At 41.1% G+C, this 14,437-nt stretch carries 13 protein-coding genes; 3 read left to right on the top strand and 10 right to left on the bottom strand.

Annotated features, from left to right (window positions below; genetic code table 11):
- Positions 1 to 3: 3 nt before the first annotated feature.
- From HCR01_RS21425 to HCR01_RS21385, 9 genes are all read right to left on the bottom strand, one after another.
- A complete protein-coding gene (locus tag HCR01_RS21425) occupies positions 4 to 1,062 on the bottom strand; it encodes a PstS family phosphate ABC transporter substrate-binding protein (RefSeq protein ID WP_193198093.1) in 1,059 nt (352 codons plus the stop codon).
- Positions 1,063 to 1,262: 200 nt separating this feature from the next.
- Positions 1,263 to 1,586, bottom strand: coding sequence for an ArsR/SmtB family transcription factor (locus tag HCR01_RS21420; RefSeq protein WP_193198092.1), 324 nt, complete (start codon positions 1,584 to 1,586; stop codon positions 1,263 to 1,265).
- A 160-nt stretch (positions 1,587 to 1,746) separates the two neighbouring features.
- A complete protein-coding gene (locus tag HCR01_RS38945; RefSeq protein WP_226889518.1) occupies positions 1,747 to 1,941 on the bottom strand; it encodes a hypothetical protein in 195 nt (64 codons plus the stop codon).
- A 197-nt stretch (positions 1,942 to 2,138) separates the two neighbouring features.
- Entirely contained in the window at positions 2,139 to 2,423 is a 285-nt protein-coding gene (locus tag HCR01_RS21410; protein WP_193198091.1) for a hypothetical protein, read from the bottom strand.
- 84 nt (positions 2,424 to 2,507) lie between these two features.
- Positions 2,508 to 3,740: an aspartate aminotransferase gene (locus tag HCR01_RS21405; protein ID WP_193198090.1), complete on the bottom strand. Its 1,233-nt coding sequence runs from the start codon at positions 3,738 to 3,740 to the stop codon at positions 2,508 to 2,510.
- Positions 3,737 to 4,954, bottom strand: a complete 1,218-nt coding sequence (locus HCR01_RS21400; protein WP_193198089.1) for an iron-containing alcohol dehydrogenase family protein — start codon at positions 4,952 to 4,954, stop codon at positions 3,737 to 3,739. Before HCR01_RS21400 ends, HCR01_RS21405 begins: the two co-directional genes overlap by 4 nt.
- 730 nt (positions 4,955 to 5,684) lie before the next feature.
- Positions 5,685 to 6,206: a Ycf51 family protein gene (locus HCR01_RS21395; protein WP_193198088.1), complete on the bottom strand. Its 522-nt coding sequence runs from the start codon at positions 6,204 to 6,206 to the stop codon at positions 5,685 to 5,687.
- 656 nt (positions 6,207 to 6,862) lie between these two features.
- Positions 6,863 to 8,320 carry an O-antigen ligase family protein gene (locus HCR01_RS21390; protein ID WP_193198087.1) on the bottom strand — a complete coding sequence of 486 codons (1,458 nt, stop codon included), beginning with the start codon at positions 8,318 to 8,320 and terminating at the stop codon, positions 6,863 to 6,865.
- Entirely contained in the window at positions 8,302 to 9,144 is an 843-nt protein-coding gene (locus tag HCR01_RS21385; RefSeq protein WP_193198086.1) for a YaaW family protein, read from the bottom strand. The genes HCR01_RS21390 and HCR01_RS21385 overlap by 19 nt, the downstream gene beginning before the upstream one ends.
- Before the next feature lie 282 nt (positions 9,145 to 9,426).
- Between HCR01_RS21385 and HCR01_RS21380 the strand changes: the two genes are divergently transcribed.
- The 3 genes from HCR01_RS21380 to HCR01_RS21370 all read left to right on the top strand — a co-directional run bounded on the left by HCR01_RS21380 (position 9,427) and on the right by HCR01_RS21370 (position 13,222).
- A complete protein-coding gene (locus tag HCR01_RS21380) occupies positions 9,427 to 10,491 on the top strand; it encodes an NAD(P)/FAD-dependent oxidoreductase (RefSeq protein ID WP_193198085.1) in 1,065 nt (354 codons plus the stop codon).
- Positions 10,492 to 11,049: 558 nt separating this feature from the next.
- A complete protein-coding gene (locus tag HCR01_RS21375; protein WP_193198084.1) occupies positions 11,050 to 11,427 on the top strand; it encodes a hypothetical protein in 378 nt (125 codons plus the stop codon).
- A gap of 904 nt (positions 11,428 to 12,331) precedes the next feature.
- Positions 12,332 to 13,222 carry a bestrophin family protein gene (locus tag HCR01_RS21370; protein ID WP_193198083.1) on the top strand — a complete coding sequence of 297 codons (891 nt, stop codon included), beginning with the start codon at positions 12,332 to 12,334 and terminating at the stop codon, positions 13,220 to 13,222.
- A gap of 56 nt (positions 13,223 to 13,278) precedes the next feature.
- Here HCR01_RS21370 and HCR01_RS21365 read toward each other — a convergent pair whose 3' ends face one another.
- Complete coding sequence (locus tag HCR01_RS21365) at positions 13,279 to 14,127, bottom strand: M28 family peptidase (RefSeq protein WP_193198082.1); 849 nt, start codon at positions 14,125 to 14,127, stop codon at positions 13,279 to 13,281.
- Between the last annotated feature and the right edge of the window lie 310 nt (positions 14,128 to 14,437).

The following is a 14,437-nucleotide window of genomic DNA, read 5'->3' as shown; positions in this document are numbered from 1 at the left end:
TATCTAAAACTTCGCTTGTTTTCGTAATAACTCCCCAAGCGTCAAGTTTAGCTGAGCCTCCCCTTCAAACACTGTTCCCACCTTGCCATTATAAAAGTGAACATTATCCAGGTAGTAGCCTTCACTTGGTAAAGGCACATAGCCTACAGAACTGACTATTTTTGGTGCTTTTTCAATGTAGAAATTTACGAATTCTTTGACTTGTCGTTTCTTTTGTGCAGAGTCAAAATTAGCGTAGATAAACAAAGGTCGAGATAGTGGCTGATACTGAGATTTTTCTACCGTTTGACGTGACGGTAGCACTGCACCTTTACCGCTATTAACTCCAATAGCTTTTAATTTACCTTGATTTTCTTCGTAATAGGCATAGCCAAAGTAACCTAAAGCATTCGGGTCTTGACTAATTCCTTTGACTAGGACATTATCGTCTTCCCTGGCTGTGTAGTCGTTGCGACTGGCTCTAACTTTGCCCACTACTGCCTCTGTGAAGTAATCAAAAGTACCAGATTTCTTACCTGCACCGTATAAAGAAATTGGACGATCTGGCCAAGACGCACGCACTTGGTTCCAACGGGTAATTTTCCCTTCAGCAGCAGGTTCCCAAATCTTTTTCAATTCTGCGATGGTGATGTCTTTCGCCCAGTCGTTTTGCGGATTAACCGCGACGGTAAGGGCATCAAAAGCAATGGGGAACTCGTAATACCTCACGCCATTTTTGTTACAAGCTTCCATCTCTGCCTTTAAAATTGGTCGAGAGGCGTTGCTAATATCTGTTTCTCCAGCACAGAATTTTTCAAATCCTGCAACGGTTCCAGAAAAGTTAACTTGAACTTGGGCGTTATTCTTGGAGTCGGCTTGAAACTCTTTAGCGATCGCCTGCGTTATCGGATAGACTGTGCTCGAACCATCTATCTTGATTGTCGTGACTTTCGCTGAATCAGTGACCTGTGTCACCTTTGACGATGGCTGAGTTTGAGTTGATGAATCGGATGTGGCTGTGCAACTGGTCGCAAAAGCCAAAATTCCAACTGCTAGAGCCAGTTTTTTTGGTATTGCCTTCATTGACCTCACCTGTATATCTGATATCAAAGGTATATTTATATCATTTCAAAAAAACTTGATATGTCAATAACTAAGGCACCAATATATACAAAAATTCATCAATAAAACTTGATGTTTCACTTTTACTGAGGTGATTAACCATGACTACGCCAGTATTTGCAAACACCGCAGAGGTTGCCCTGAATGAGAGTATCAACTCTCTAATCGCAGCGGGAAAGCGCAGGCGAAACTACGCGATTATGGTGAAAATTCGCCAAATATTCCTCTAAAACACTAAATTGGGAAAGATTCAAGCTGTAATAAATCCAGCGTCCTTCCTGACGGGTGTGAACTAAGCCAGCTTCCTTGAGGGTTTTTAGGTGAAAAGACAGTTTTGACTGACTTACCCCTAAAGCATCACACAAGTCACACACACATAGTTCTTGCTTTCGTAGCAGTTCTAGCACACTAATTCTAAGTGGATCGGAAAGAGCATGAAATCCCACAGCAATTAAATGAGGGATTGTAGCAACGGTAGTTTGCATGAATTAAATTTCGTCGATAAAAGGATGCTTTCTCTATTTTGAAGTAGAAAATATAACTTCAGAGATTGTAGCGTGGGCATTGCTATTTATGCTTCTATGGATTTACCAATTTTTGAGGGCAACGCTTACACTATAAAATTAGCGATTCACGCACTTAACATCAGGGGAAAATTCTTTTTACATCAGAATAAGCAAGTATTTTTTCATCTACACTCACCAAAGGAACATCATACATTCTTGCTGTTGAAACGATAATTTTATCGGCTGGATCTTTATGAAAATTACCTGGAAGTGAGTAAGAATCAATGGCAATTTGGGGAGTAATTGATAGAATAATTACTCCTTCTTGTGCCAAAGCAATATTAAACCATTCTTGAATCGAACAGGGAAAAATTAACTTATTTTAGGTAACAAGTCTGCTAATCTCTAACAAACTTATGAAGCAAACACCTAAACCATGAGGTCTTTCCCTATTTATTGCCTCACAGTGGGGAGGGGTCAACCTTGAATAATTGTGATTCCACCAAACCCAAATATGAGTATCAAGAATGATCACAAAACATTGACTTCAGAGTTCTGATTCATTTCCCAATCATCAGGAGAAATAGCGGGTTCATTAGGATCTGCTAAATAAGCATAGGGTTGCATTTTTAGAAGAGGATTAATGGCAAATTTGCCTTGATTCTCATAAGAATATCTAATTTGCCCAACCTTTTCTTGAATACTTTCCCTCACAATAGAAGAAGCTAGTTCTTCAACAGACATTTTTTTTAAAGCAGCAGCTTTAATTAGAGAGTCTTGAGTTTCTTGACTGATGTAAATATTCGTACCAATCATTTTTAACTCTTTCTACTTTTTTACATGATATCAAACATCATCAGCAAAAATTTTAGTCATGTATGTTGGGTTCTCTTCCTCTATTCAACTAACGAGATCAGCGATCGCTTCAGAATTAGAAAGTGGGGCTTCAGGCTGATAGCGGATACCAGCTTGCTGGAAGCGATGTAAAGCTTCACCTAAGCGATCGCAGTCTGCAATCAAACTGATCCGCACATACCCCTCACCTGCAACTCCAAAAGCATTTCCTGGGGTGACGACAACACCAGTTTGCTGCAATACATCGAGGGCAAAATCTGTGGAACCTATACCAACAGGACACTTCACCCAAAGATACATTGTCGCCTTGGTTTTAGGAATATCCCAACCCAATTGTCCTAATCCTTGAATCAGAAAATCGCGGCGAGTGCGGTAGCGTTGTTGTACTTCATGCAAATAAACATCTGGCAGTTGTAAGGCGGTTTCTGCTGCTGTTTGCAAAGCAGCAAAAATGCCATAATCCAAGTTGGTTTTTAAAGTTCGCAAACCTTGAATTACATGACGGTTCCCCACTACAAATCCCACACGCCAACCAGCCATATTATAGGTTTTAGATAAGGTGTGAAATTCCACACCAATTTCTTTCGCGCCGGGAATTTCTAGCAAGCTAGTTGGTTGATAACCATCAAAAGCTAACTCGGCATAACACAAATCATGCACCAGCAGAATTTCATACTTGCGGGCAAAGGCGACGATTTCTTCAAAAAATTCGCGGGGGGCGGTGGCAGCTGTCGGATTGCTGGGATAGTTGAAATAGAGAATTTTGGCTTGTTCAGCAACAGCATCAGGAATAGCAGCTAAATCAATTAACCAGTCGTTCTCTGGTTTGAGAATCAAGCTGTGGACTTTCCCACCAGCAATCACTGGCCCCCGGAAATGGGCAGGATAAGCGGGAGAAGGAACTAGAACCACATCACCAGGGTTAATGTAGGCGATCGCTAAATGAGTCAATCCTTCTTTAGAACCCAGTAGTGGCAAAGCTTCGCTATCGGGATCGAGAACCACACCATAGCGGCGATGATACCAATTAGTGATGGCACGACGAAAACTCGCAGTGCCTTCAAAAGGAGGATAACCGTGATTAGCCGGATCTTTCAAAGCCGCGATCGCGGCTTCTACCACTGGTTGTGGTGTTGCGCCATCGGGGTTTCCCATGCCCAAATCAATTAAATCTAGCCCTTGTTCTCGTGCCTTAGCCTTAAGTTCATCTAGACGGGCAAACACATAAGGTGGCAGTGTTTGTATACGTTCTGCTGGGACTATCCAATTCAAACTCATTCCTCAACCTCATCACTGATTCCTCTTATTGAGACTCGATTAATCGTCGTGTCTCTACTATCTATTGGTGCGGTGGTAGAAACCATCGCAGCCATCAACTGTTCCGGTGCGACTTTAAACGGTAGTCGATGGATGTCAGAATTAGGAGATAAGGCAATTTCAGCTGACCGTTGCAACTCGCCTAATGTGATATTGCCTAACCCCAAATCGCTTAATTTTTGTGGCAGTCCAATTTCTGCATAAAACTTTAACAACTGTTGCCGTGCCGCAGCAGCTAATTGATTGCCTTGTAGCATTTCTTCTAACCGCAGTTGTACCAAAATCCCAAAAGCAACTTTTTCACCGTGAATACTGCCATGTCCTGAAATATGAGTTAAACCATTATGCACGGCATGGGCAGCAACGGTGCGACACTGCGCCCCTCCTAGTCCCCCAACTACCCCAGCCAGTAAGACTGTAGCGTCTACGACTTCTCGCCATTCGTTACCAGGTTCTTTCAGGGCGGCGGCTGACTTTTGCAACAAGATATCTCGCAAAACTCGTGCTTGTTGGACTGCGGCAATAATTAAGGTATCTTGTGAGTGTCCGCTGCTGACTGAAGCTTCGTACCACTTAGCGATCGCATCACCAATTCCAGCTACCAGAGTACGTTGTGGTGCAGTTTGAATCAAGTCGTAGTCGAGTATTAATAAATCTGGACAGCGAGACAATGCGACATCGTAAAGAAACGCCCCTGCTTCCGAATAAACATTTGACAAGGCACTCCACGCTGCACAGGTAGCAGCCGAGGTCGGGATTGTCACTACTGGTAACTGCAACTGCTGTGCGACTAATTTAGCTGTATCCAGTGCTTTACCGCCACCAACACCAATAATCACATCAGCTTGATGTGCCTTTGCAGCTTTCTGTAAAGATTTCAAGCTAGCTTCGCAACAATCCACGCCATAGGAGGCTTGAGCAGTATCTAACTGTTGTTCTGCCAGAATTTTTGGCAAACTCTTTTGACTATTGTCAAAAGTGCGTAAATGTGCGATCGCTTGTTGTGATGTATCACCTGTCACAATTAAAGGACGACTTCCCAAACAGGCAATCTCTTTTGCGGCTGTTTGTAACACATTAGAACCACGGATTACCTTGGCTGGGGCAACCGTGAGTGTAAATAACGAACTAGAAGTTTGAGTAGACACAGTTTGAGTAGAAGATTGATTAGGCATATAACTAGTTTGCCAAAAACTTGATATTTCTTAATCAAATTAGACTTGCGGCTAGAAATTCGGTGTTGCCACGCTGATTTCAGGATGACTATGAGTTTACACCTGACTCACTTAGGTTTCAGTCATCATGAAATACAACTCGGCTGTTGCTGACTGGTTGAGTCGTTTGACGAACGTGGTTGGATAAGATTGCCATTAGCCTTAAATTCCGAACTATCAAAGTTTTGAATAACCGTATAATTAGTTAACATTATCACTCTCAGATTTATAAAAAAAGTTATTGATAACTGCTAACTAGGCTTTAAGCATAAGCTCATTCATTACACCTGATTGCCTTTAGGAATCGGTGAGTATTCCCAATAACAATTGCCCATTATCAGCACACTGATTAACTTTTTACCAGAATCGTTAGATTCATATTTTAATATAAAAATAATAATTATTGTATTATATAGTACAAAAAAAATTAGATTAACCTGATATTAAATCAATTATTCAGGCTTTAGAGACTTCCAAGTAAAAAAATAACTAACCAATTATCTTAGGGTGTGTTAAGGCGACAGCTAATTCTTTCAAGGTGTAATGTATTTTTCTTGGTATCTTGGTGTCTTGGTGGTTAAAAAATTGACTTTGAACCACAAAGGAACCAAGACACGAAGGTGAAAAGCCCGTCAAAATCTGAAATATGGAGATGGGGAAAATATAGAAAAAACCCCACCCCAGCACGAAATTAAGCAGTAGGTTTTGGTAATTGGGCGAATTTGTCCGGGTAAATTTCGACTGTCATTTCCGAATTTTCACGAGAAACCAGCGATCGCTTTACCTCACCCAAGTAAACTGGTACAGAAATGCCTGGTTCTGGGTGAATAATGGTACGGGCGCGAACTGTCAGCTGATTATCTTCCCTTGTACCTAAGCGACCATAAGAATAGAGATTACTAGCTGCTTGACGTAAAGTTGCATCTAATTGTGTAGGAGAAATTTCGGGTGATATGGCAATCACTGCTTGTGTTGCCCCATTGTCATAAACTAAACTGAATCGAACCGCTCCCGGAATGACAGTACGACTCAAAGGGACTATTGAGAGGGCAAATAAACCACCCGTCAGCACCAGCATAAAGCCAGTCGTACCCACAAGCCGAAAGCGGATGCCCCATTTGAGAATAAAAGCCAAAACTGCTAAAGCAGCAAATACCAAGGTGGCGATACCCGACCACTGAGTGTACTGAAGAAAGTTAGCTGTTGTGAGCATAAGGTTGGTTAGTGAGGCGTCTTTTTTTCATTACCGACACACTCATTTTACCGATTGCTTACACCATAAGGGTTGCCGCAGTCACTACTTGATGCGAATGTGGTCGGCAACAAGTTTCAAAACTTTATTATTGGTCTGTCGTAAAAGTTCTAAGAAGTTCGTAGTAAGCACTTTAGTGCTTAAAAAAATCAAGGACTAAAATCCTTACTACAAACATGCATAACTATCAAAGTTAATGAGCTAAACTATTAGTCTGTATCATTATTTTTGAGGACTAGTAAATCTCTGACTATGAACTTATCAACATTAGTAGAGCTAATGAATAAGAGAAAAATGCAAAAGACTATAAGGATAATTTTTTACGATTTTTATTAATAAAAATTTTTGTAAAAATATGCTTAACTGAGAAAAAACAACAAATAAAAAAAGGGCATCTACGAGAGATGCCCTGGATGCAGGAAAACCCCAGAAGGGTTGTCCCTACACCTTCCCAACAATCAGCAACAGCGACTAATTCGGCATTAGCCACACTCACAGACGTGAATATAGTAATAGTATTAACTTAAAACTACGAATGTCCCCAGTGCATACACTGAAAAACAGCTGATGGCTATTCTAAATGGCATTGTTGTTCGCTATTATTTAACTGGCTAATTTTAATGATCTACAAGCCTGTTATTTTTATCATAGTGATAGACTACTCCACAAATAGCAGCTAAAAGCAACCACGAGAGCATATTTAAACGGAAATCAAATAGAGTTATGTCTACTGTGTTGAATAATAGCCACCCAACAAAGACCAAAAGATAACTGAAAAATATCAATCTATCTTGTTTATCTATATATTTTGACTTTCGCAGCAGTTGGAAACCTGCAATTAAAATCCAACCTAGTAAGCCGCAGAACAAAAAAGTACTTGGAAAACCAGTTTCAGCAGATAGCATCAAAAACAAATTGTGGGGATGACCCAAGCGAATCTGCATCTGCGTTTTGTAGAGTGTTGTAAAGCTGCGTAAGCCCCAGCCAGTCCAAGGATGTTGCTGAGTCAAAGACCAGGCAAATTCCCACTGAGTTTTTCGCATTAAAGCAACTGGTCTATCTGGATACATATCGTCGTTTAATCGCGCCCAAAAGAAAGTAGGAACGATCTGGCGAAAAAATTGAGCGACTGGTGAGGGGGCAAAAGCTGCCAAAAGAACGCTACTCACTATACCGACGACACTACCCACAAGAATGCGCCACCCTTGATAGAATGCATAAGCTAAACAGGCAAAAATAGCGATCGCCCACCCATTCCGCGAGTTAGTAAAAATCAAAGCGATGAAATTTACAATCTCCGCCACAGTTAGGAAAAGGAAGGGAAGAGGGAGAAAATTTTGACGCTTGAACGCCACTTGCTTCTCCTCGCGGAGACGCTGCGCGAACAAGTCGGCAGAGCCGCCCAACGCAGTGGCTACCCTTGACTCTTGAACGCCACTTGCTTTAAGCCGGGAAACCCGTCCAACGCAGTGGCTCCCCTTGACTCTTAATTGCTGATAGTTTTCCAGCCACAACCCTAATCCCAGAGTAAAAACTATTACCAGATAAGCCGCGAAGCTGTTAGCGTGCATGAAGATTGAGGCCATGCGACCTGGTGGTTCTCCTCCTAGTGCGATCGCCCACTCTAAGACGATCCATAAAAACTGTAACTTCAAAGTCCAGCCTAAAAACAACTGCCCCAAACCCATAATTGCTACCGGCAAGGAACCAATCACCAAAATCCAAGCCATTTGTCGCAATTGGGCAGGTGTTTGAATCAGCGCACTCAGACCAACGAAAACTAAAAAAAACGGTAAGAAATTAAATAAGCCGAGGAAAGCCTCTGTTTTGTTATGGGCAAATCCAGCGGTAATGATCAGCAATACACTGAGGAGAGCAAATCCCCAGTTGAGGGGGCGGCGGTTAATTATGCTAGATTGTTGCAGCCAAGTTAGTAATACTGCAAAACCTAAACCCACAGCCCCCAAAAATGGACTCAATGGAAAAACCAAAAGTCCCAATTGAGTTAAGTTCCAAGAGGTTTGTAAACTAGGGTCAGGATGGTAAAAAGCCTTGTTCAAGCTGGCTCCCAACATTCAGCACGAGTAAGACGAATTTGTGCAAGGGCGAAAATGGTAGGAATGATCCGACCGTAGTTAGTAGCGATCGCTCTCCATCCCAAATCTGCAAAAAACCAAGCCCACATCATCGGCCCGATCACGGCAAACATACTACGGACTGCACCGTAACGAGCTGCACTCAAAGTCATACCCCGCCGGGCCATTTGCATAGCTACGTAGTTTTGAAACTGCGTTTTAGCCGCTTGAGAGCCTGCGATTGCCGTTTGTTTGGCTACTTCATGGGTAGCAAAGTGTATGGCAAATTGCTGGGCGATTTGTTTGAGTACTAGTGGTTGAAGGAGGGAAGTCACAGCCAGCGCACTACCTCCTTTGAAAAGTAATCCCAAAGGGTCACGTTGTAATAAAAGTGGTAGCGGTTGTTTTAGTTCTGAATTGACAAGCTGACGCTGCACCCGTACAGTCAATTTTTGCTTTTCCTGTTCAGGCAATTTTTTCCACACCTGTCCAAGCAGATGCAAAAATACCTCTGCTTCTAAATCAACAGTTGCCAGCTGATTAGAATAAGAAATTTTCAAATATTTACATACTTGAATTAGCGCTTGTCGGTAAGTTACCTGCTCTGTGCGTCCCCGCAATACCGTCATCCCATCTGCCGCTAAAAAGCGGAAGCGATCTTCTAGTGCGTCCAGCCAAGCTTTGCGGTCTTGGCTTTGCACTTCAATGGGTTCGGGCGTGTGAACATAATCTAGGGGATTGAATTTACGACTAAATAGAATTGCCGTTAAATCTTGTAATTCTTCTTCGGTTGCTAACTCTAGCGCCATCCTCATCTCATCCAATTTCCCTTCCTCCCTTCCGTGCAGCCTTTCTGTACCCTATTCTACTATTAGGTATTTTGTCCTCTCTTGAAAAGTTTTGATCCGATAGCGCAGCGCTAGCGAGTCTTCTCCCTTCGCGTTTCCCAAAGTGGAGCAAGTGGCGTGAGACGCCAAAGTCGAACGAGCGTCGGAAGCCTCTCTAAGAGACGCTCCGCGTAGCTTGCTTCCCCGTAGGAGTACGGCTCAAACTTTTCGCTTTATCATTTGTCCTTTAACAAAAAATAACCAAGAACTATTTGACTTATGACTGATATTGCAGTGATTGGTGCCGGAATAGCTGGCTTAGCTTGTGCCCAGCAGTTGAGTCAAGCTGGATATTCAGTGCTGGTTGTAGAAAAGTCCCGTGGTTTAGGGGGAAGAGTTGCGACACGCCGTTTGCATGGAACTTGGGCAGATCATGGGGCTTGTTACTTGAAGCCAAAGGGTGAATTGTTGAGGCGCTTTGTGGAGTTGTTGGGCGATCGCGACATTCTCAAAGTCTGGACAGATAAAGTTTACGAACTCAAATCCAATGCTCCTATATATCAATCTACAAGCTCCTGTCCTTGCTATGTTGCGCCTGGGGGAATGAGTGCGATCGCTAAATTTTTTGGCCAAGGTTTAGAAATTTTGTTGAATCAGCGTGTCATCGCCATTACCCTAACTCCCGAAAATACTTGGCGTCTCACTCTCGAATCTGGCAACGAAGAATTCACTGCAACAGCCATAGTAGTCGCCGTTCCTGCACCCCAAGCTTTGATGCTGTTGACACCCTTGGGGGAAAGTCTATTAGATGCAATCTTTCTTGATAACCTCCGGTCTGTGAAGTTTGACCCATGCATAAGTACTATCGCTGGATATTTTCCCACATCCCAACCGCTCCCAGCGTGGAAAGCTCTAAGTTTTATGGATGACGCTGATTTGGCATGGATTGGTTTGGATAGTAGCAAACGTCCCAGTCCTCAGCAACCACATTTTGTGGTGCATAGTAGCGCTGATTTTGCCCAACGTCATCTGGAAACACAGGATTTACAACCTGCTGCACAGTATCTCTTGCAACGTGCAGCTGAATCTCTATCTCTTCCCTGGTTAAATACTCCCGACTGGATGCAAGTACATCGTTGGCGTTATGCCTTTCCTAGTCATCCTTGGCACGAAGCTGTTTTGTCTGCCGAAACCCCTCTACCTTTAGTCTGCTGTGGTGATTGGTGTGGCGGCAATCTTGTAGAAGGTGCGATGCTTTCTGGATTGGCTGCTGCTGAGCAAATTAACAATCAAATGCGCCATTTACCTTTAGATAATACAAATTTTTTAAATATTTTTAACTAATCTTATCATCTATCATGAGACTGATTTATCTACATAGTAAGTCATTGTTTTTGTAACCTATAAAATTAATGCTTGAAAAATCAATTCTCTAAACTCAATAAATAAATTTTAGTTCATGCTGCAACAGCAGATTGAGCAGCTAAAGTTATAAGTAATGTAAATTACCTAAGAAGTTAAACTTGATTAAAAATTTCATCCTAATTAAAGTTGCTTTGTCAGTATTAGACTTGATCCCCTAAATCATATACTGCGTTTTGTATAGTTTTCTGCCAAAAAGACATAACTTTGAAATAATTAGAGTTATAGATATAAAATATCGGTGGTTTACCAGTTTATTGAATGCTGTTTTAATAAGTAATACTGTAAAACAGTATAAACTTTAACTAAAATCAGCAGAGCCAAATGTCTCATATTCTACCAAGATAAAAAGTTAAGTCCGGGGTCTGTTGCATCTATCAGTTAAATCACTTCTAACTGATTGTTATGACGGCGTTGCTATCTAGAAACATTGTTTCCCTGACAAAGCATCGACTGGATTAAAAAAGAGGTTTAAAAATTATGAAAACCGTAGTCAATTTAACACAGCAATCAGTAATAGGAGAGATTGAAAGTGTTTTGGATACATATCCATACCATCCTTATCAACAAGCCTTTGCAATTCCTGACTTGCGCCAAGAGCTAATTGCCTTTGTCCTCAGCCGCATTCCCTGCTTTTATAGTGCAATGTCTGAAAGACAGATACCGCTAGTCGAGGCTGAAACAGAGAACTTGTTAAACTACAAGTTCTCCCGTAAACCCCTAGAACAACAACTACACCTCCAAAATTTGATTCACCAAGGCATTTGTTCAATCGTTCAAGAAAAGTCAGATTGGATTAGCCATCATCTTTGTGAAACAGTTCAACCAGGTTATGAACCCTCTCACTGGTTTGGTTAATACTTCTGACGAGAGTTGAGAATAAATGCGAAATTTGCCTCTTTGCTGAGATTTGATGGTATTTGCAAAGAAGTAATTTTTTGAGTTTGTAAGCTTATCCCGCGACTCAAGTTAGTCTAAACAGACGTGGGATAAGCTTTACTAGTTTTTTATGCTCATCGAAATTTTTGGGTAGCAGCAGTCAGGCAAAGAACAGTTGAGTAGACATTTTCATGCAAAGCACAACCGCCCCAGTGATTAGCTGGGGCGGTTTTGCGAGAGTTGTTATGCATCGGGAGTACATCAACAAGTGATGCTCCGTTTTCGATATAAAGAATTCAGTATGTATTCCTATTCAGCCACGTTATGGCGTATCAGGATATTTTACAAAATTGCGAACTGACAAGTCAGCGCTTGCGCTATCGCAAAATCTGCCCGATGGGGAATTATCCTCGATGCCATCGGTTTCTCAAGAACTAGCCAAGTTCGCATAATCAGCTAAAAAGAAACTCCAGATACGATAAAGGCGTTCTGGAGCAGTCACAGGTTTCAAACATAAATCAATTTTTACCTATGCCATTGTCGAATGTCGTTAGGGTATATACTCAAATATCGGGGTGATGTATAATGACGTGCTGCGCGTATACGCTTATGTCACCTTAGCAAAAACAAACTCGACAATTACCTGACTGTTTTCTAAAATAAAGATTTTTAATTAGCGTAATATCATATCCCCAAACTAAATCTAATTACACGTAATCAAGAACCGCTATATTTTTAGTAAAGACATATCCATAACAGTTGTGGGGATAAATCAAGAGTTTCTGGTGTGCGATCGCAACTAAATTAAGTTTATAAAAATAACGTTCTTAGAGTTATTATTTTTAAATTACTCAGATACTAAATATTTTATTAAGGTAAGTGCATGAAAGCCGAAAAACTGCAATGGTTACAAACAACCTTACAGCTTAAAGGTTCAGTTACAAGAGCCATTTACAAACATATTATCTGGTGTGGAACTTTTGGTTTTTTAATTTCTATATTACACCATTTTCGATTACCTGTATCTCAACCTATTTTAGGAAGTGTTATTCCCAGTATTGTTTTAGGTTTGTTGCTAGTATTTCGCACAAATACTGCTTATGAGCGGTTTTGGGAAGGTAGAAAATGTTGGGGTTCTATAGTAAATAACGTCCGAAATCTAGCACGGCAAATTTGGGTATCAGTTGATGAAATATCTCCAGATGATAGAAAAAATAAAATTACAGCATTAAATTTGTTGGTAGCTTTTGCTGTCACAACTAAATTACATTTGCGGGGAGAAACTGTAACTAGCGAGTTAGAAGAATTAATGCCATCTTCTATGTACGTCAAACTGAAGATTATGAATAATCCTCCCATAGAGGTTGCTTTTTGGATAGGAGATTTTTTACAGCAGCAGTATAAGCGCAATTGCCTCAATAGCTACCAATTAACATCTATGCAAGAATTATTAAATAATCTTGTGGATAACTTAGGTGCTTGTGAGCGGATTTTAAAAACACCCATGCCGCTCGCTTATGCCATTCATCTTAAGCAATTGTTAATACTATACTGCTTTCTCTTACCATTTCAAATAGTGAATAGTCTCGGTTGGTGGACAGCTATAATTTCTGCTTTAGTTGGTTTTACAGTGTTTGGCATTGAAGCGATCGGCTTAGAAATAGAAAATCCCTTCGGTTATGATGCCAACGACTTACCCCTAGATGCAATTTGCAACACAATGAAACGCAATATAGATGATTTAACTAGTTTGACTCCTAGTGTTAAATCATAACAAAGAAACTCTATAAGTTAGGTCATGAGTAATTATATATAGCTATTAACCCTAGCTCATAATCGCCGAATACTAAGTTCTAAACCTTCGCATATACCTGTGAGAAAATCTAAATCTAAAGTGGCAATGGTATCACTAGGTTTGTGATAGTTTGGATTCCGCAAGAATGCTGTATCTGTCACCATAATTGCCGGATAACCTGCATCCCAAAATGGTGCATGATCGCTTAGTCTTGTCTGACGAACTACTAAACCTCTGTTGGATACTGGTAGCCACTGACTAAGTATGCCAACTTTGCGAATACTGCGGCTAATCCCAATTAAGTCACGAATTGTCCGCAAATTGCCAATTAAACTAATAAAGTCGCCGCGATTTGGGTAAAAGCGTTCTAGAGGGGGCGGGTAATTTTGGGAGCCAGGATTAGAATCACGATAGCCCAGCATTTCTAGGGAGATCATTAAGCGTAGCGGTTGTTTTTGTTGGCGTAACAAGGCTGCATAGTCAGCGCTACCCAGTAAGCCGTATTCTTCCATATCGAAAGCAACCAGTCTCAAAGGATATTTTGCTGGTTCGACGGCAAACTTCCTTGCCAATTCCAGCAATACTGCTACACCTGTAGCATTATCATCAGCGCCAGGTGTTCCGGGTACAGCATCATAGTGAGCACCAATTAAAATTGGTGGCAAGTCTTGTTTTTGCTGTTCAGCCTGGGAAGGCAAATTTAAAATGAGATTTTTACAGGTTTTGCTCCCTACTAAAAAGGTGTGGATTTCCACACTTTCCCATCGTGCAAATTGTTGACGGATATATTCTTGAACAAAAAAATGTCCAGCTGTCGCCATGTAAGGATCGCGTTCTCGCGCAATCTCAATCAGATGAGTTCGTAATCGCTCTTTTAAATTCAAATGTTTAAAATAGTCCCAATATAATCTTTTTCAGACAGGAGGGAAAAACAGGGCATAGTGTTATTGGGCCGTATTTCCCAACTGTTTAGATATAGTGAATTAAATTCATTGGACTACAAGAGTTAATGCTGCTGAGGCACACTAACCATCGTCAATGTTATCCTAGTCTTGCAACTAGCTCCTCAAACTTAAATTCTTCTATTCTGGCCTTAATCATGTTTATCATACCATTGAGGCGTTTTCATTCTGTAGCACAAAGCTAAAGATAGTCCCGCCCAATCATAATAAATTTATAAGACACGCTAGGAGA

Source organism: Nostoc sp. MG11 (genome assembly GCF_014904695.1).
Taxonomy (GTDB): Bacteria; Cyanobacteriota; Cyanobacteriia; order Cyanobacteriales; family Nostocaceae; genus Komarekiella.
This window is presented reverse-complemented; position numbering and strand designations above follow the sequence as displayed.